At 69.7% G+C, this 17,569-nt stretch carries 19 protein-coding genes; 3 read left to right on the top strand and 16 right to left on the bottom strand.

What is annotated here, in order from left to right:
- Window positions 1–12: 12 nt before the first annotated feature.
- The gene (gene rarD / locus ACHZD8_RS13685; protein WP_394770983.1) at window positions 13–951 is read right to left on the bottom strand and encodes an EamA family transporter RarD; all 939 of its coding nucleotides are present in this window, start codon (window positions 949–951) and stop codon (window positions 13–15) included.
- Between the two features lie 75 nt (window positions 952–1,026).
- Window positions 1,027–1,323 carry a co-chaperone GroES gene (gene groES, locus ACHZD8_RS13680; RefSeq protein ID WP_147783437.1) on the bottom strand — a complete coding sequence of 99 codons (297 nt, stop codon included), beginning with the start codon at window positions 1,321–1,323 and terminating at the stop codon, window positions 1,027–1,029.
- A gap of 285 nt (window positions 1,324–1,608) precedes the next feature.
- Between groES and ACHZD8_RS13675 the strand changes: the two genes are divergently transcribed.
- Window positions 1,609–2,796, top strand: coding sequence for a methyltransferase domain-containing protein (locus ACHZD8_RS13675; RefSeq protein WP_394770982.1), 1,188 nt, complete (start codon window positions 1,609–1,611; stop codon window positions 2,794–2,796).
- 75 nt (window positions 2,797–2,871) lie between these two features.
- Here ACHZD8_RS13675 and ACHZD8_RS13670 read toward each other — a convergent pair whose 3' ends face one another.
- The 8 genes from ACHZD8_RS13670 to glmS all read right to left on the bottom strand — a co-directional run bounded on the left by ACHZD8_RS13670 (window position 2,872) and on the right by glmS (window position 9,466).
- Complete coding sequence (locus ACHZD8_RS13670; RefSeq protein WP_394770981.1) at window positions 2,872–3,375, bottom strand: hypothetical protein; 504 nt, start codon at window positions 3,373–3,375, stop codon at window positions 2,872–2,874.
- A gap of 98 nt (window positions 3,376–3,473) precedes the next feature.
- The gene (gene tsaD / locus ACHZD8_RS13665) at window positions 3,474–4,523 is read right to left on the bottom strand and encodes a tRNA (adenosine(37)-N6)-threonylcarbamoyltransferase complex transferase subunit TsaD (protein WP_394770980.1); all 1,050 of its coding nucleotides are present in this window, start codon (window positions 4,521–4,523) and stop codon (window positions 3,474–3,476) included.
- Window positions 4,520–5,023, bottom strand: coding sequence for a ribosomal protein S18-alanine N-acetyltransferase (gene rimI, locus ACHZD8_RS13660; protein WP_394770979.1), 504 nt, complete (start codon window positions 5,021–5,023; stop codon window positions 4,520–4,522). Before rimI ends, tsaD begins: the two co-directional genes overlap by 4 nt.
- Complete coding sequence (gene tsaB, locus ACHZD8_RS13655; RefSeq protein WP_394770978.1) at window positions 5,023–5,649, bottom strand: tRNA (adenosine(37)-N6)-threonylcarbamoyltransferase complex dimerization subunit type 1 TsaB; 627 nt, start codon at window positions 5,647–5,649, stop codon at window positions 5,023–5,025. The genes rimI and tsaB overlap by 1 nt, the downstream gene beginning before the upstream one ends.
- A complete protein-coding gene (tsaE, locus tag ACHZD8_RS13650; protein WP_394770977.1) occupies window positions 5,649–6,134 on the bottom strand; it encodes a tRNA (adenosine(37)-N6)-threonylcarbamoyltransferase complex ATPase subunit type 1 TsaE in 486 nt (161 codons plus the stop codon). Before tsaE ends, tsaB begins: the two co-directional genes overlap by 1 nt.
- Entirely contained in the window at window positions 6,134–7,237 is a 1,104-nt protein-coding gene (gene alr / locus ACHZD8_RS13645; protein WP_394770976.1) for an alanine racemase, read from the bottom strand. The genes tsaE and alr overlap by 1 nt, the downstream gene beginning before the upstream one ends.
- On the bottom strand, window positions 7,234–7,605 hold the full coding sequence (locus tag ACHZD8_RS13640) for a holo-ACP synthase (RefSeq protein ID WP_394770975.1): 372 nt from the start codon (window positions 7,603–7,605) through the stop codon (window positions 7,234–7,236). Before ACHZD8_RS13640 ends, alr begins: the two co-directional genes overlap by 4 nt.
- Before the next feature lie 4 nt (window positions 7,606–7,609).
- The gene (gene glmS, locus ACHZD8_RS13635; RefSeq protein WP_394770974.1) at window positions 7,610–9,466 is read right to left on the bottom strand and encodes a glutamine--fructose-6-phosphate transaminase (isomerizing); all 1,857 of its coding nucleotides are present in this window, start codon (window positions 9,464–9,466) and stop codon (window positions 7,610–7,612) included.
- Between the two features lie 85 nt (window positions 9,467–9,551).
- Between glmS and coaA the strand changes: the two genes are divergently transcribed.
- Window positions 9,552–10,511, top strand: coding sequence for a type I pantothenate kinase (gene coaA / locus ACHZD8_RS13630; RefSeq protein WP_394770973.1), 960 nt, complete (start codon window positions 9,552–9,554; stop codon window positions 10,509–10,511).
- Between the two features lie 20 nt (window positions 10,512–10,531).
- Here the strand turns inward: coaA and glmM are convergent, their stop codons facing one another.
- The 4 genes from glmM to truA form a co-directional block, all read right to left on the bottom strand.
- Complete coding sequence (gene glmM, locus ACHZD8_RS13625; RefSeq protein ID WP_394770972.1) at window positions 10,532–11,893, bottom strand: phosphoglucosamine mutase; 1,362 nt, start codon at window positions 11,891–11,893, stop codon at window positions 10,532–10,534.
- A 20-nt stretch (window positions 11,894–11,913) separates the two neighbouring features.
- Entirely contained in the window at window positions 11,914–12,402 is a 489-nt protein-coding gene (gene rpsI, locus ACHZD8_RS13620) for a 30S ribosomal protein S9 (RefSeq protein ID WP_147783448.1), read from the bottom strand.
- Between the two features lie 31 nt (window positions 12,403–12,433).
- Window positions 12,434–12,880: a 50S ribosomal protein L13 gene (gene rplM, locus ACHZD8_RS13615; RefSeq protein WP_147783449.1), complete on the bottom strand. Its 447-nt coding sequence runs from the start codon at window positions 12,878–12,880 to the stop codon at window positions 12,434–12,436.
- Window positions 12,881–13,021: 141 nt separating this feature from the next.
- A complete protein-coding gene (gene truA / locus ACHZD8_RS13610; protein ID WP_394770971.1) occupies window positions 13,022–13,978 on the bottom strand; it encodes a tRNA pseudouridine(38-40) synthase TruA in 957 nt (318 codons plus the stop codon).
- Between the two features lie 86 nt (window positions 13,979–14,064).
- Here truA and ACHZD8_RS13605 point away from each other — a divergent pair, with 86 nt between their 5' ends.
- On the top strand, window positions 14,065–15,987 hold the full coding sequence (locus ACHZD8_RS13605; protein ID WP_394770970.1) for an acyltransferase family protein: 1,923 nt from the start codon (window positions 14,065–14,067) through the stop codon (window positions 15,985–15,987).
- Here the strand turns inward: ACHZD8_RS13605 and ACHZD8_RS13600 are convergent.
- On the bottom strand, window positions 15,984–17,006 hold the full coding sequence (locus tag ACHZD8_RS13600) for a GNAT family N-acetyltransferase (RefSeq protein WP_394770969.1): 1,023 nt from the start codon (window positions 17,004–17,006) through the stop codon (window positions 15,984–15,986). The genes ACHZD8_RS13605 and ACHZD8_RS13600 overlap by 4 nt on opposite strands.
- A gap of 59 nt (window positions 17,007–17,065) precedes the next feature.
- Window positions 17,066–17,569: 50S ribosomal protein L17 (rplQ, locus tag ACHZD8_RS13595; protein WP_394770968.1), on the bottom strand; the 504-nt coding region annotated here is incomplete at its 5' end.

The following is a 17,569-nucleotide window of genomic DNA, read 5'->3' as shown; positions in this document are numbered from 1 at the left end:
CCTACCCGGGGATCAGGCCACGATCGGCGAGGCGCGACGCGCGCGGGAGCCGGCCACGAAGACATCGATGCTCAGCACGATGAGCGCCACCCAGACCAGCGCGAACCCCGCCCAGCGCACGGGTGGCATCGCCTCGCGCAGCACGAACGCGCCGAAGAGGAACTGCAGCACGGGCGCGAGGTATTGGATGAGACCCATGTAGACGAGCGGCAAGCGGCGCGCGGCGGCGGCGAACAGGAGGAGGGGTATCGCGGTGACGACCCCGGCGCTGATGAGGGCGACGGTGTGCCACGGGCTGACCGTGCCGAAGGTGATGCCGGCACCCGCGCCCACCACGAGCAGCTGAACGGTGGCAACCGGAACGAGCCACGCGGTCTCGATGGTGAGGCCGCTCACGGCATCCACCGCGCCGCCCACGCGCTTCTTGATGAGGCCGTAGAGGCCGAAAGAGAAGGCGAGGGTGAGGGAGATCCAGGGCAGCGCCCCGTAGTTGATCGCGAGCACGAGCACGGCGATGCCGCTGATTCCCACCGCGATCCACTGCAGTGGCCTCAGCCGTTCGCGCAGCAGCAGCACGCCGAGCAGCACCGTGACGATGGGGTTGATGAAGTAGCCGAGCGACGTCTCGATCACGTGACCGCTCAGGGTTCCGTAGACGTAGACCTGCCAGTTGACGAAGATGAGCGCGGCGGCGAGACCCATCATGAGCACGAGTCGCGGCTGCTTCAGAATGGCGACGAGCTGGGGCCACTTGCGCGTGACCGTGATGATGAGGGCACAGAAGACGAGCGAGAAGAGGATGCGCCAGGCGACGATCTCGATCGCGCCGGCCGGCTGCAGAAGCAGGAAGTACGCGGGAAGGAATCCCCACAGCCCGTAGGCGGCGATGGCGAAGAAGACGCCGGAGCGCTCGTGCGAACGGGGGGAGGCGGTGCTGGTCACTGTTCGCATGCTACGGGATTTCGTGCCCCGAGAAGAACGAAGGGCCCGTCCGGCGTACCGGACGGGCCCTTCGAAGGAAGCTGACTAGCGGACGACTACCGCGAGCACGTCGCGAGCCGAGAGCACGAGCAGGTCTTCCCCGCCGTACTTCACCTCGGTTCCGCCGTACTTGGAGTAGATGACCTTGTCGCCCACGGCGATGTCGAGCGGGATGCGGTTGCCGTTGTCGTCGATGCGACCTGGTCCGACCGCGACGACCTCGCCCTCCTGGGGCTTCTCTTTCGCGGTGTCAGGAATGACGAGTCCCGAAGCAGTTGTCTGCTCGGCCTCGACCTGCTTGATGACAATGCGATCCTCGAGCGGCTTGATGGAGACCGACACGGTTGACCTCTTTCTGAATGACTTTTTAGAAATCTTGGGTTAGCACTTTCACTGTGAGAGTGCCAGATGTAGCTTAGCCGCGCATTAGCACTCGTGCAATCGGAGTGCCAGACCCGATTGCGTTCGGCGTGGTCCCGCGTGCCGGCCGCACCGCCGAAAACGCAGGAGATTTCGTGGCAAACCGCGACGGGCGCGCTCACATTGCGGGCGGCATCCCGAATCTCCTGCGTTTTCGGAGAGCGGGCGGATGCGGGGGTTGCGGGGATCCGTACGAGAATGGGGCGGATGGACATCTCCGAGCTGCGCGAAATTCTCTCCGCCGATGGCCTGCGGCTGCTCGATTCCCTGCCGCCGTACGAGTCGGCCGCCGATGTGCTGAAGTCGGTGACCGAGCTGCGCAAGGCCGGGCACTCCCCCGCGATGGTCGCCGCCGTGCTGAGCCAGTCGAAGCTGCGGGGACGGGGCGAGGCCAAGTTCGGGCCGTTCGCCTCGCGGATGCTGTTCACCGAGGCCGGTCTCGAGCAGGCGACCCGTCTTCAGGTCGCCGCCCTGCATGCCGGCCGGTTCCGGGCCGCTGGCGTGTGGCGCGTGGTGGACCTCGGCTGCGGAATCGGCGGGGACGCGATGGCGATGGCCGCCCTGGAGCTCGAGGTGACCGCCGTCGAACGGGACGAGGTGACGGCGGCGATCGCGGCCTACAACCTGGCGCCCTGGCCGAACGCGACGGTCGTCAACTCCGATGCGACCGAGATCGACGTCACCGACTTCGACGCGGTGTTCCTCGACCCGGCGCGGCGCACCTCGGGGCATTCGAACACCTCGCGGGTGACCAATCCGGCGGACTACTCCCCCTCGCTCGACTTCGCCTTCGCGACGGCGGCGACGCTCCCCACCGGGATCAAGCTCGGACCCGGCATCGACCGCGACCTGATCCCCGCGGACGCGGAGGCGCAGTGGGTGTCCGTCGATCGGGACGTTGTGGAGCTCGGCCTGTGGTTCGGCTCCCTGGCCCGGCCGGGCATCCGCCGGTCGGCCCTCGTCATCGGCGCTCACGGCACGGCGGAGCTCAGCGCGGATGCGGACAGCGAGGATGCCCCGACCGGCGAGCTGGGCGAGTACCTCTACGAGCCCGACGGCGCGGTCATCCGGGCCCGGCTGATCGGCGACCTCGCGAGGCGCCTCGACGCCACGATGCTCAGCGACGGCATCGCCTACCTCACCTCGAACAGCGCGATAGAGACACCGTTCGCCACGTGCTTTCGCGTTCTGGAGGTGCTGCCTTTCGACGAGCGGGCGTTGCGTAAGGAGCTCGCGGCCCGCGGAATCGGGCGTCTCGAGATCAAGAAGCGCGGGGTGGATCTCGACCCGGCCGAGTTCCGCAAGAGGCTCAAACTCAAGGGCGACAACAGCGCAACCCTCGTCGTCACCCGCGTGGCCGGCCGGCACAGCGCGCTGCTGGTGGAGCGCACCTGACGCCCTCGGCATGACGAAGGGCCCGCCTCCCGGAGGAGGCGGGCCCTTCGTCCTGTGCGGTTTGGCCCGGCTGACTCAGTTGCTGTAGTAGCCGTTGGCGCCGGCCGCGACAATGACCACGATCCAGCCGATGAGGGCGATGATCGCGATGGCCAGGCCGATGATTCCCGTGATGATGGCGGTGAGCCAGAATCCTCTCGCCGGGAGTCCCTCGCGCTTGCGGCCCATGATGCCGAGCACGAGCGCGGCCGCCGGGATGAAGAGCTGCAGAATCGAACCGACGATCGGGATGAAGACGATCCAGAAGCCGAGCAGGCCGACGATGCCGGCGATCATTCCGATCAGGCTGAGGGTCTTCTTGGGTGCGATGACGCCGGTCGTTCCGTAGGCGGGCGCGGCGTAGCCGGCCGCCGGGGGCGCCGGCGGGGTGGGAGCAGGCGGAGTCGGTGCCGCCGGAGGAGCGACCGGGGGCGTGGGAGCCGCGGTCGGCTCGGGAGCGGCGGGCGGAGGCGTGGGCGGGGTTGCCGGCTGGGCTGGCGGCGGTACCGGCGGCAAGTCGCCGTTGACGGGGTCAGTCATGGGTGCTCCTTAGGGAGATGTCGGCTGTATCAGGCAATTCTCAGCCTTCCACCGTCGTTGCGGCATGTCAAACAGCGCCACGGGCGCAATCGCCCGCCTCAGGCCTGGATGACGGTGACCGGAAGGGTCGAATCGGCCCCGAACGAGAGATCGGATGGCGCGTGGCCGGACGCGATCAGCTGGGCGCCGAGCGCCGCGATCATCGCTCCGTTGTCGGTGCACAGCGACAGGGGCGGGATCCTCAGCTCGATTCCGGCGGCCGCGCAACGCTCGGCCGCGACCTCGCGAACGCGGGCGTTGGCCACCACGCCGCCGCCGAGAAGAAGGCGGGGAACCCCGCGTTCGTTGCACGCGGCGACGGCCTTGGTGAGCAGCACGTCGGTGACCGCCTCCCGGAAGCTGGCGGCGACATCCGCGATCGGCACCTCTTCGCCGGCGTCGCGGGCGCGCTCCACCCAGCGCGCGACGGCGGTCTTGAGCCCCGAGAAGGAGAAGTCGTACCGGTGCTTGTCCATGTCCTTCGGCTGGCTGAGTCCGCGCGGAAAGCGGATCGCCGCGGGGTCGCCGGCGGCGGCGACCCTGTCGATCTGCGGCCCTCCGGGGTACGGGAGGCCGAGCAGCCTCGCCACCTTGTCGAAGGCCTCCCCCGCCGCGTCGTCGATCGTCTCGCCGAGGAGTTCGACATCCGAGACCAGGTCGCGCACCAGGAGGAGGGAGGTGTGGCCGCCGGAAACGAGCAGCGCGATCGTGGGGTACTCGACATCCTCGCCGGAGAGCACGTCCGCGCCGACGTGGCCGACCAGGTGGTTGACGGCGTAGAGCGGCTTGCCGAGCGAGAGCGCGAGTGCCTTCGCCGCCGCGACGCCGACCATGAGCGCGCCGGACAGCCCTGGGCCGCTCGTCACGGCGATCGCGTCGAGATCCTGCAGCGACACGTTCGCCTCGGCGAGCGCGGCCGTGAGGGCGGGGGTGAGCGCCTCGAGGTGTGCCCGCGCGGCGATCTCCGGAACGACGCCGCCGTAGCGGGCGTGCTCGTCCATGGACGACGCGATCACGTTGGCGAGAAGCGTCGTGCCGCGCACGATGCCCACGCCCGTCTCGTCGCAGCTCGTCTCGATTCCGAGGACGAGGGGTTCCGCGGCGCTCACTGGCCGGCCGCCGGCTGGATGGTCGGCTGCGTCGTGGGCTCCGGGATGACCAGGCGCATGACGATCGCGTCCACACCATCCGGCTGGTAGTAGGCCACCCGAACGGCGATGTCCTCGAATCCGAGCCTGCGGTAGAGCTCGTGCGCGCCGGGATTGTCCGCCCGCACCTCGAGGAATACCTCGTTGGCGCCTCGCTTGCGCGCCTCGCCGATGAGCGCCTGCATGAGAGTGCGTCCGAGCCCGGAGCGTCGCGCCGACTCGGCGACGGCGATGGTCTGGATGTCGCACTCGAGGGCGCCCCTCGGCGCGAAGAGTCCGGCGTAGCCGTCTAGTTCACCCGGGAAGCCCAGGCGTTCGGCCACGAGGTAGTAACACTGCCGGCTGATCAGGTCGCGGCGCATCGCGTCCCTCGACCAGGCGTCGTTGCCGAAGGTGCCGGTCTCCAGCTCCATGATGTGGTCGAGGTCGTCGACGGTGGCGGTCCGCAGCGTCCAGGTCATCAGCTCACCCTCTTCGGTCCGGCAGAGACGGTGACGTCTGGGGCACGCAGATAGAGCGCCTCGGGGCCGGCGAAGGCGCGCCGGTGCTGGAAGAGCCCCTCGGCGAGCAGGCCGACGGATGCCGCGGAGACTTCGGCGGCGTCGACGCGGGCGTGCCCGTCGAGGCCCAGTGCCTCGAGGCCGGCCGGGCTCTCGATGGCCGGACCGCTGGATCGCTGGGGCAGGCCGAACTCGTCAGCCCCCGAGTACGTGCTCCAGTAGACCTCCCGGCGTCGCGCGTCGGTGACCACGAGCAGCGGGCCGGTGCCGCCGGCCGCGTAGTGTCCCCAGGCCACGGCATCGTGGCTCACGACTCGCACGACCGGCTTGCCTGCGCCGAACGCGAAGGCCTGGGCGGCGGCGATCCCCACCCGCAGCCCCGTGAACGGACCGGGCCCCATCCCGACAGCGACGCCGGACAGCTCCGGGATCGAGACCCCGGACTCGGCGAGCGCGAGGGAAATAAGGGTGCCGATGACCTCGGCGTGGCGACGCGTGTCCGCCTCGCCCAGTTCGACGATGGTGCCGCGGTCGCGATCAACGATCGCGACACTCGATCCGGCCGAGGTGTCGATGGCGAGAAGCATCAGGCCAGTTTAAGCCGACTCCACCGCTCACCGTGGCCGGTGATGGTGACCTCGCGCGGCTCGACGGCATCCTCGTCCTCCACGTCGAAACCGGGGGTCGGGCCTCCGGTCGGCCGCTCGATCGCCACCTCGAGCCAGTCGTCGGTGACTCCGTCGAGCATTCCGGCCGCCCACTCCACGACCACGATGGATGACGCGAAGTCGATGTCGAGATCGTCGAGCTCGGCCGCCCCGCCGAGGCGGTAGGCGTCCACATGCACGAGTGGCGGTCCGCCATGCTCCCGTGGATGCGTGCGGGCGAGCACGAAGGTAGGGCTGGTGACGGCACCGCGCACCCCGAGCGCCTCGCCGAGTCCGCGGGTGAGGGTGGTCTTGCCCGCCCCGAGTTCTCCGTTGAGCGCCACGAGGTCTCCGGCCCTCAGCTGCCGCGCGATCGTCGCCCCCAGCGCGGCCATCTCCTCCGGGGTGGCTATCGTCAGCCGCATCAGCGGTGGGTCCGCTCGATCCGGGCGCCGAGGCGCGTGACGATCTCGTAGTTGATGGTGTCGGCGGCCGCCGCCCAGTCGTCGGCGGACGGCACACCGGTCGACGGGTCGCCAAAGAGAACCGCCCGATCGCCCACCGACACCGGGTCGTCCCCCACGTCCACCACGAACTGGTCCATGGCGACTCGCCCGGCGATCCGGTAGCGGCGCCCGTTGATCCACACCGGCCCGCGATTGGACGCGTGCCTCGGGATGCCGTCGCCGTAGCCGAGCGGCACGAGCGCCAGCGTCGCCTCGGCGGCCGTTCGGTGGTCGTAGCCGTACGACACCCCGCTGCCCGCCGCCACCCGCTTCACCGAGGCGATCGTCGCGCTCAGCTCCAGGGCGGGGCGCAGGCCGAGGTCGGCGGACGTCGCGTCGTCGAATGGCGAGAGACCGTAGGCGCCGATGCCGAGCCGCACCAGGTCGAACCGCGCGGACGGCACCCGCAGCGCGCCGGCGGTGGCGGCGAGGTGCAGAAGTTGGGGGTCGAGGCCGCTCGCCCGGGCGAGGGCGACGGCGCGCTCGAAGGCCGCCACCTGCAGCAGGTCTTCGGCGGCTCCCGCGTTGGCGAGGTGACTCCAGAGGCCGCGCACGCGGATGCGGCCGGCCCGTTCGTGGGCGGCCGCCGCGGCGAAGAACTGCGGCCATTCGCTGTCCGCGGCGCCGTTGCGTCCGAGTCCGGTGTCCACCTTGAGCTGCACGAACGCGGGCCCGGCGGCGTGGGCGACGCGCTCGAGCTGCTCGGGGTAGCTCACCCCCAGGTCGATTCCCGCGGCGATCGCCTCGTCGAAGTCCGTCGTCGGATCGTGCAGCCAGGCCAGCACGGGCGCCGTGATGCCGGCCGCCCGCAGGTCGAGCGCCTCGCGGATGTCCACCACGCCGAGCCAGTCCGCGCCTCCCTCGAGCGCCGCTCCGGCCGCGGCGACGGCACCGTGGCCGTAGCCGCCGGCCTTCACGACGACCATCACGTGCGGGGTGCCGACGACTCGCGAAAGAGTGCGCACGTTGTGGGAAATCGCGGCCAGGTCGACGCGCGCCTCCCGCATCGGGCGGGCGGTCATCCGGTGCCCTCCGCCACGACGTAGGCGACGGCGACCCCGGCGTCGTGGCTCATCGACACGTGGATGGCGGTGATCCCCCGCGCCGCCACGATTCCGGCGAGCGCGTTGTAGACCTCGAATGACGGATTGCGCAGCCCGTCGGAGACGATCGCCATGTCGTGCCAGCGCACCCCGGTCGAATCGCCGATCGCCTTGATCAGCGCCTCCTTGGCCGCGAATCGCGCGGCCATCGATCGCAGCGGTCGTCTGGCCGGGCCGTCCCACAGCTCGCTGTCGGCGAAGAGCCGATTGAGCAGCGCCGGAGTCCTGTCGGCCGCACGCTCGAACCGCGCGAGGTCGACAACGTCCACGCCGATGCCGACGATCACGTCGTTACTCCACGGTCACTGACTTGGCGAGGTTGCGCGGCTGGTCGACGTCGAGCCCCTTCGCCGCGGCCAACTCCATCGCGAAGATCTGCAGCGGAGCCACCGCGAGCAGCGGCTCGAAGAGCGTCGAGGCGAGCGGAATCGGGATCACGAGGTCGGCGTACGGCAGCACCGCGGCATCGCCCTGCTCGGCGATCGCGAGGATGCGGGCACCGCGGGCGCGGATCTCCTGGATGTTGGAGACCACCTTCTTGTGCAGCGAATCCTTGGCGCGCGGGCTCGGCACGATCACGAACACGGGCTGGCCGGGCTCGATCAGCGCGATGGGTCCGTGCTTGAGCTCGCCGGCCGCGAAACCCTCCGCGTGGATGTAGGCGAGCTCCTTGAGCTTGAGGGCGCCCTCGAGGGCCACCGGGTATCCGGCGTGCCGGCCGAGGAAGAGCACGGAGCGGGTGTCGGTCATCCAGCCGGCGAGCTGGGTGATCGCGTCGTGCTGCTCGAGCACGGTGGCGAGCTGGTCGGGGAGCGCCTGCAGCTCACCGAGGAGTCCGGAGATCTCCTCCGGCGACAGGGTGCCGCGCACCTGCGCGAGGTGCAGGCCGAACAGGTAGAGCGCGGCGACCTGGGCCACGAAGGCCTTCGTGGACGCCACGGCGACTTCGGGACCGGCGTGGGTATAGATGGCAGCATCCGACTCCCGGGCGATTGTCGCACCCTGGGTGTTGCAGATCGACAGCGTCTTCGCCCCGGCAGCCACCGCGTACTTGACGGCCATGAGGGTGTCCATGGTCTCGCCGGACTGGCTGATCGACACGACGAGCGTGCGGTCGTTGATCACCGGGTCGCGGTAGCGGAACTCGTGGGAGAGCTCAACATCCACCGGGATCCTCGCCCACTTTTCGATCGCGTACTTGCCGAGCATGCCCGAGTACGACGCGGTGCCGCAGCCCAGGATCACGATGCGGTCGATATCCGCGAGCGCGCCCTCGCCGAGTACGTCCAGCTCGGAGAGGCGCACGGAACCGTCGACGATCCGGCCGAGGAGGGTCTTGGAGATGGCCTCCGGCTCCTCGCTGATCTCCTTGGCCATGAAGCTCGACCAGCCGCCCTTTTCGGCCGCCGACGCGTCCCAGGTGATCTCGAACTCCTGGGTCTCCACCGGCAGGCCGTCGAAGTCGGTGACCGTCACCGCATCCGAGGTGATCGTCACGATCTGGTCCTGGCCGATGGCCACGGCGCGCCGGGTGTGCTCCACGAAGGCCGCCACGTCGGAACCGAGGAAGTTCTCGCCGTCGCCGAGCCCGATCACGAGCGGAGAGTTGCGGCGGGCGCCGACGACGACGCCCGGCTCGTCCTTGTGCAGCACGAGAAGGGTGAAGGCGCCGTGCAGGCGGGCCACGACGTTGCGCAGCGCCTCGGCGAGGTCGCCGGTCTTCTGGTATTCGAGCCCCACCAGCAGCGCGGCGACCTCGGTGTCGGTCTCGCTGGTGAAGACGGTGTCCGGATGGGCGGAGACGAGCTCCGCCTTGAGCTCGGCGAAGTTCTCGATGATGCCGTTGTGGATCAGGGCGAGCTTGCCGTCGTCCCCGAGGTGCGGATGCGCGTTCTGGTCGTTGGGTCCGCCGTGGGTGGCCCAGCGCGTGTGGCCGATGCCGGTGGCGCCGTTCGCGATGTTCGAGGCGTCGAGGTCGTCGATGAGCACCTGGAGCTTGCCGGCCCGCTTGCGCGTGTGGAGCTCGCCCGCCGGGTCGATCACGGCGATTCCCGCCGAGTCGTAGCCGCGGTATTCGAGCCGGCCCAGACCGCCCAACAACACCTCGACGCTCTGGTTGCTGCCGACGTATCCCACGATTCCACACATGAGACCCGATTTTACGTTATCTCCCGGTCAACCCGCGCCCACCCGTGCTCCGCGGCGCATCCCGACTCCGGTAGCCTGTTGCCCTATGTCTGAGCACGGGTCCGCGCACACCGGCGCCAACGGCCACTCGACGCCGTTCGTCGAGATCGACCGCGCCGACTGGGCCGACCTCGCCCCCACCACGCAGCTCCCCCTGAGCCCGACGGAGATCGTGGAGCTGCGGGGTCTCGGCGACCGCCTGGATCTGCGCGAGGTGACCGAGGTCTACCTGCCGCTCAGCCGCCTGCTCAACCTGTACGCGGTCGGGGCCCGGCGACTCCACACCGACACCAGCCGCTTCCTGCACCGGGACTCGAAGGCCACTCCGTTCGTGATCGGCGTGGCCGGATCGGTGGCGGTCGGCAAGTCGACGGTCGCACGCCTGCTGCGCGAGATGCTCTCCCGCTGGGACGACACCCCGCGCGTCGAACTCGTGACGACGGACGGCTTCCTGCTGCCGAACGCGGAACTCGAGCGGCGCGGCCTGATGGAACGCAAGGGCTTTCCCGAGTCCTACGATCGCCGCGCGCTGCTTCGATTCGTCACCAGGGTGAAGAGCGGCGAGCCGGAGGTGCGCGCGCCGTTCTACTCGCACCTCAGCTACGACATCGTGCGCGATGCGGAGATCGTGGTGCGGGCGCCGGACATCCTCATCGTTGAGGGTCTCAATGTGCTGCAGCCCCCGGCGAGCGGGCACGGGCTCGCGGTGAGCGACCTCTTCGACTTCACGATCTATGTCGACGCCAGAACGTCCGACATCGCCGGCTGGTACGTCGACCGCTTTCTCAAGCTGCAGCGCGGCGCCTTCGCGAATCCGCAGTCCTACTTTCACCGCTACGCCGCCCTCAGCACGGAGGAGGCCACGGCGAAGGGGCTCGAGATCTGGAAGCGCATCAACGAGCCCAACCTGCTGCGCAACGTGCTGCCGACCAGGTCGCGGGCCGATCTTGTTCTGCGCAAGGGCGCGGACCACGCGGTGGACACCGTTCTGCTGCGCAAGATCTAGCGCGGACGGACCGGCGACGGCTAGACGGTGAGGCGCTCGCGCACCACATCCGCGAGCGAATGTGCGATCTCGTCGGCCACCGACTGCTCCTGCGCCTCGACCATCACGCGCACGAGGGGCTCGGTTCCGGAGGGGCGAAGCAGCACGCGCCCGGTGGACCCGAGCCGTTCCTCGGCGGCGACCACCGCGGCCGCCACGACCTCGTCGGACTTGAGCGCCGCGCGGTCGACGCCGCGCACGTTGATCATGATCTGGGGGTAGACGGTCATCACGGAGGCGAGCTCGGCAAGGGACTTGCCGGTTCGGGCCATCTCGGCGAGAAGCTGCAGTCCGGTGAGGATGCCGTCGCCGGTGGTGGCGTGGTCGCTCATGATCACGTGCCCGGACTGCTCACCGCCGAGGTTGAGGCCGCGCTCGTTGAGCGCCTCGAGCACGTAGCGGTCGCCGACGGCCGTCTGCAGGAGGGTGATGCCGTGTTCGGCCATCGCCACCCGGAGCCCCAGGTTGCTCATGACCGTGGCCACCAGCGTGTTCTCCTTGAGCAGCCCGCGTTCCTTCATCGACACGGCGAGCACGGCCATGATCTGGTCGCCGTCGACGATGCGACCGAGGTGGTCCACGGCGAGGCAGCGGTCGGCGTCGCCGTCGTGGGCGATTCCGACGTCCGCCCCGTGCTCGAGCACGGCGGCGGCGAGAACGTCGAGGTGGGTCGACCCCACACCGTCGTTGATGTTGTAGCCGTCCGGGTCCGCGCCGATCACGGTCACGGTGGCGCCGGCGTCGGTGAACACCTCGGGCGAGATGCCGGAGGCCGCACCGTTCGCGCAGTCGAGCACGACGTGGATGCCGTCGAGGCGATGCGGGAGGGTCGAGAGCAGGTGCACGACGTAGCGGTCCTCCGCGTCGGCGAAACGGCGGATGCGGCCGACCTCCACGCCGGTGGGGGCCAGCTTCTTCTCGTCGAGCGCCGCCTGGATGCGGTCTTCAACCTCATCGGGGAGCTTCGTTCCGCCCACCGCGAAGAACTTGATGCCGTTGTCGGCCGCCGGGTTGTGCGAGGCGGAGATGACCACGCCGAAGTCGGCCTTCACGTCCGCGATGAGGAAGGCGGCCGCCGGGGTCGGGATGATGCCGGCGTCGAGCACGTCCACGCCGGAGCTCGCAAAGCCGGCGGCGACGGCCGCGGCGATGAACTCGCCGGAGACCCTCGGGTCGCGCGCGATCACACCGACCGGTCGTCGTCCCGAGGCGCGACGACCGTCGGCGAAGCGCCCCTTGCCCAGGACGACGGACGCCGCCTGGGCAAGGCTCACTGCAAGCTCCACCGTGATGTCCTGGTTTGCGAGACCACGGACGCCATCGGTGCCGAACAGACGCGGCATGAGGGTGTTTTCGGTGCGGGTTAGCGCTTCGAGAACTGGGGCGCCTTGCGGGCCTTCTTGAGTCCGGCCTTCTTACGCTCCTTGACGCGAGCGTCGCGGCTGAGGAAGCCCGCCTTCTTGAGCGCGGCGCGGTTGTTCTCTTCGTCGATCTGGTTGAGCGAGCGCGCGATGCCGAGACGCAGGGCGCCGGCCTGGCCGGAGGGGCCTCCGCCGGTGATGCGGGCGATCACGTCGTAGCTGCCGAGCAGGTCGAGCACCTTGAACGGGTCGTTGATCAGTTGCTGGTGCAGCTTGTTGGGGAAGTAGTCGGCGAGCGTGCGGCCGTTCACCGTGATGGTGCCGGAGCCGGGGACGATGCGCACGCGGGCGATTGCCTGCTTGCGACGGCCGACGGCCGCTCCTGGCACGTTGAGGACGGCGCGGGGCACCTTCACTGCGGTCTCGGCCGGGCTCTCGGTCGAGTAGCTCTCGAGAACTGCCTCGTCGATTGAATCTTCGATCTTCGCCATGTTGTACGAATCCTTTAGTTACTGGTGCGCGCTACTGCGCGACCTGGCCGAGTGTGTAGGTCTTGGGCTGCTGGGCAGCGTGGGGGTGCTCGGCGCCTGCGTAGACCTTGAGCTTGGTGAGCTGTGCACGACCAATGGAGTTCTTGGGGAGCATGCCACGAACGGCCTTCTCGACGGCGCGTGTCGGGTGCTTCTCGAGGAGCTCGGAGTAGGTGGTCGCCGTGAGGCCGCCCGGGTAGCCCGAGTGGCGGTAGGCCTTCTTCTGGGCCAGCTTGGCGCCGGTCAGGGCCACCTTCTCGGCGTTGATGATGATGACGAAGTCGCCCATGTCCATGTGCGGGGCGAAGGTCGGCTTGTGCTTGCCGCGCAGCAGGACTGCCGCGTGGCTCGCCAGACGGCCGAGAACGATGTCGGTCGCGTCGATGATGACCCAGTCGCGCTGGACATCTTCGGGCTTGGGAGAAAAGGTGCGCGTCACAATAGTGCTGCTTTCTTTGTCGAAATGAGGCGTTCGTGAATCCCACTCCGATGGGCGTTCCCAGGCAAAGATTTGCCGGGAACACTGCCGGTGGAGGGCTCAAGTTCGGATGCCGCGCGAAAGGGCGCAGGCACCAAGGGTCTAGATTAGTCCATCCCCCGGGATGCGGTCAAACGCGCCGGTCTCGGCGGTCTCGAGCGGGGGTCGACGGGCGCGGGTGACCTCCGCCCGCGCGGCCAGTTCGTCGTCCGGCGGATAGCCGACCTCCACGAGGGTGAGGCCCTTCGCGGGCACGACATTGAACTCGCTCGTGCGGTCCAGCTCGTCCCGGAGCGCGGCCAGCCGTGCCACCTCGAGCTTGCCCTCGCCCACCGCGATCGTCGCCCCGACGAGGGAGCGCACCATGCTGTGGCAGAAGGCGTCGGCCTTCACCTCGGCGACGAGCACGCCATCCGTGTCCCGTCGCCAGGCGAACTCCTGCAGGGTGCGGATGGTCGTGGCGCCCTCGCGCGGCTTGCAATAGGCCGCCCAGTCGTGCAGGCCGACGAGGGACAGCGCGGCGACCGCCATCCCGTCGAGGTCGAGCGCGGCGGGGTACCAGAGGGTGCGGTTGCGCTCGAGCGGGTTTCGGGGACCGGAGGTGTCTGACACCCGGTATTCGTAGCGTCGCCAGACGGCGGAGAAACGAGCGTCGAACCCCGCGGGGGCGACCGCCGCGCGCGAGACGTAGACATCGGTCTCGAGACCCGCAATGCCGTTGAGCCGTCGGCCGAGCGCGGTCGGACCGTCGAACCGCGGGCCGCCGGTCGCCTTTTTCCCCCGCGGGCGAGTCAGCCAGGCGAGCTGTTCTGCCGACAGGTCGAGATGGGCGACCTGGCCGGTCGCGTGCACCCCGGCGTCGGTGCGGCCGGCGACGGTCAGGGTGGGCGCCGGACCGCGACGACCGAAGATGACGGCGAGGGCCGCCTCGAGCTCGCCCTGCACGGTGCGCAACCCGGGCTGTTTGGTCCAGCCGTTGAAGTTGCCGCCGTCGTACGCGATGTCCAGCCTGATGCGCGTGTAGCCAGCGCTCGCGTCGATCACGCCTTCCCCGTCCACTTCTGAAGTCTATTGGCGATTCCGGCGGTCGCCTCCGCCTCGGGTTGACCTCTCCCCTCCGCACGACAAGACTCGAACTGCACGCCATGACTCCTTCCCTCCTCCTCCCCTCCTCAGCGGCGGTTACCACCCCGGCGACCGTGCCGTCGAGCGACCGTCGCGTCGGCCGGTTCGCGGGGCTGGACGGGCTGCGGGCGATCGCCGTCGTGGCCGTGATCCTCTTCCACCTCACTCCCGGCGCCGTTCCCGGCGGCTACCTCGGCGTCGACGTCTTCTTCGTGATCAGCGGCTTCCTGATCACCGGGCTGCTCCTGCGGGAGAGGGAATCCACCGGCCGCATCCGCCTCGGGGCATTCTGGCTGCGCCGCGCCCGCCGGCTGCTCCCCGCCCTCGCGATCGTGGTCGTCGCCTGCAGCGCACTGGCGCTCGCCCTGCGCGGGGACGTGCTCGTGCACCTCGGCCGCCAGGTTCTCGGCGCCGCCACCTTCAGCAGCAACTGGCTCTCGATCGGCGTCGGGCAGAGCTACTTCGACGGCACGGCCCCCGAGCTCTTCCGCAACCTCTGGTCGCTCGCCGTCGAGGAACAGTTCTACCTGGTCTGGCCGTTGGCGATGCTCGCGCTGCTGCTCGTGCCCTCCCGGCGCCTCCGCATCGGCCTGGTGGTGGCCCTGGCCGTCGCGTCCGCCGCCGCGATGTGGCTGATCTACCTGCCGGGCGCCGACGCGACACGGGTGTACTACGGCACGGACACCCACTGCTTCGGCCTCGCCATCGGCTCGGCGATCGCGATCCTCGTGAATGATGCTCCCCGACGGCTCGCGGCGCTCGCGAGCCGCCGATTCGCGACGAGGATCGCCGCCGCGTTCGGAGCGGCCTCCATCGTGGCCCTCTGCGCGCTCGCGGTGTCGATGCCCGCGAGCGCGCCGTTCGTCTACCGGGGCGGCCTGGTCGGCGTCGCCCTGCTCACGGCCGTGGCCATCCTCGGCTCCATCGGCACCGGATCGCTGCTCGGCCGCGTGCTCGACAGCGCTCCGCTTCGCTGGATCGGCGAGCGCTCGTACGGTCTCTACCTCTGGCACTGGCCGGTCTTCGTACTCGTCGTGGCCGCCCTGCCCGGCTGGCAGCGCACGGGAGGGGACGGCTGGGCGATGGGCGCCGTCGCGCTCGTGATCACGGTCGCGGCGTCGGCCGCGTCCTACCGTCTCGTGGAGCGCCCCATCCGGCTGAACGGCTTCCGGGCATCGTTTCGAGCGTGGACGAGCGGATGGCGCGCCTCAGCGCCGAGGCTCGTCGCCTTCCTGGCCGCGGTCGTCATCGCCCTCGTCGCCGTCGGCGCGTCGGTCGCCGCCATCGCCAGCGATCCGGGCAAGAGCTCGAGCCAGGCCGCCGTCGAGCAGGGCGAGCGGTCGATCGACACCCACCGGCCACCCGACGGCGGCGGGGCGCCTGCGACGCCCAGCCGCACACCGGCCGCCCTGCCCGGCGGCGACCAGATCACCGCGATCGGCGACTCGGTGATGCTCGCCTCGGCCCCGGAGCTGCAGTCGACGTTCCCCGGCATCCAGATCGACGCGGTCGTCTCGCGCCAGCTCTCCTCGGTGCCGTCGATCCTGCAGGGGATGGTGGCCGCCGGCACGTTGCGGCCGACCGTGCTGATCGGGCTGGGCACGAACGGGCCGATCGACCGGTCGACCCTCGACGAGGTGCGCTCGATCGCCGGCAGCGCCCACGACATCGTGATGATCAACGTGCAGGCGCCGCGCGGCTGGACCGACGGAGTGAACTCCACGCTCACCAGGTTCGCCCAGCAGTATCGCGACGTGGAGCTCGCGAACTGGCGCGACGCGATCTCCGGGCACCTCGATCTGCTCGCACCCGACCAGATCCACCCGGGAAGCGCCGGCGGCGCGATCTATGCGCGTGCCGTGACCGATGCCCTGCAGCGGCTTGCCGAGCTGCCGCCCGCGCTCGGACCCAACGACTTCGGGCTGGCCGGCATCCCGCTCTAGAACATCTTGTGAACGCTGCGGCTGCGGCCCGACTGGCGGAATCCGACGCCCTCGTACAGGGTGAGCGCGCCGGTGAGGCTGTCCGAGTCGACGTCGAGCACCGCGCTGTCCAGACCCTCGGCCTTGATCGCCCGCAGGGCCTCCACGAGCATCGCCGGGGCGATGCCGCGATGCCGCCACGCCCTGGTGACGCCCACGAGATCGATGTACGCCGACGAGTAGCCCTGGCCCGGCCAGTCCTCCCGGTTCACCTCGGTGAGCAGGAACCCGGCGACCTCACCGGTCGGGGCCGTCACCACGAAGGAGAGGTCCGGACGGGAGACGGAGCGGCGCGCGAACCGCTCCCACTGCTCCTCGGTCGTGGGCTGGCTGCCCCAGTGGTCCCGGAAGGCATCGTTGCGGGCAAGCCGCAGTTCCTCGTGTCTCGCCGGCACGGGGTTCGCGATGGAGAAGCCCTCGGGCAGCGGCACCTCGGGGATCGGCTCATCGAATCGCCGTCGCAGCTCGAAGTAGTACCGCGCCGTGCGGAAACCCGCGCGGGCGAAGAGGTGGTTGGTCTGGATCGCCTCGTCGTCGATGAAGGCGAGGATCCAGCCCGGCAACGGCTTGTCCGAGGTCGCGAGCTGTTGCAGAGCCCGCTGTTCCTGCCAGCGCAGGAGCTGTCTCCCGATCCCCTTGCCCCGCCAGGCGGGGTCCACCGCGCCGAACAGCACGGATCGAACGAGGGTCTCCTGGCCGGGCAGCAGGGCGACGCTGCCGAAGGCGACATAGGAGTTCGTGAGGTCGATTCCGACGATGGTGTCCCGGCTCGCGTCGATGTACGAGCTGTCCAGGCTGTCGAGCACCTCGTCGCGCTGGGTGAGGTAACGCGGGTGGTCGACCCGGTCGGCGGCGTGCATCATCCCGGTGATCGCATCGACGTCGCCGCGCCGCGCGGACCGCCACACGGTGCCGCGGAATGCGGGGAAGTCCACCGTCGGCGGTGCCACCACCCGGGAGGAGAGAGGAGACTCGTTCACGAACAAAACAGTAATGGCCCCGCTCGATGAGCGGGGCCAAAATCTGTTATTCGAAGAAGTTACTTCGCCTCGTCGACCGGTGCTGCCTCGGCGTCGACCTCGGCGGTCTCGACCTCGACGGCCTCTGCCTGCTCGGCGGACTCGACCGGAGCCTCCTCAGCGGCGGGCTCGGTCTCCTCGACGACGACCTCGGCCGGCGCGGAAGCCGCAGCGGCGGCCGCGGTCTTCTTGGCCGACTTCGGCTTGGGCGACACGGGCTCGAGAACGAGCTCGATCTGCACCATCGATGCGTTGTCTCCCTTGCGGAAGCCCAGCTTCGTGATGCGGGTGTAGCCGCCCTCGCGCAGCTCGACGAGCGGTGCGATCTCGGTGAAGAGCTCGTGAACCACGGTCTTGTCGCCGATGACCGCCAGCACGCGACGACGCGCGTGCAGGTCACCGCGCTTCGCGAACGTGATCAGGCGCTCGACGAGGGGGCGCATGCGCTTGGCCTTCGTCTCGGTCGTCTTGATGCTCTTGTGGGTGAACAGGGCAGCCGCGAGGTTCGCAAGCATGAGGCGCTC

This window comes from Lacisediminihabitans sp. (genome assembly GCF_043726815.1).
In the GTDB taxonomy this organism is placed as follows: domain Bacteria; phylum Actinomycetota; class Actinomycetes; order Actinomycetales; family Microbacteriaceae; genus Lacisediminihabitans.
The sequence above is the reverse complement of the archived record's forward strand: the minus strand, read 5'-3'. Positions and strand labels throughout refer to the sequence as shown.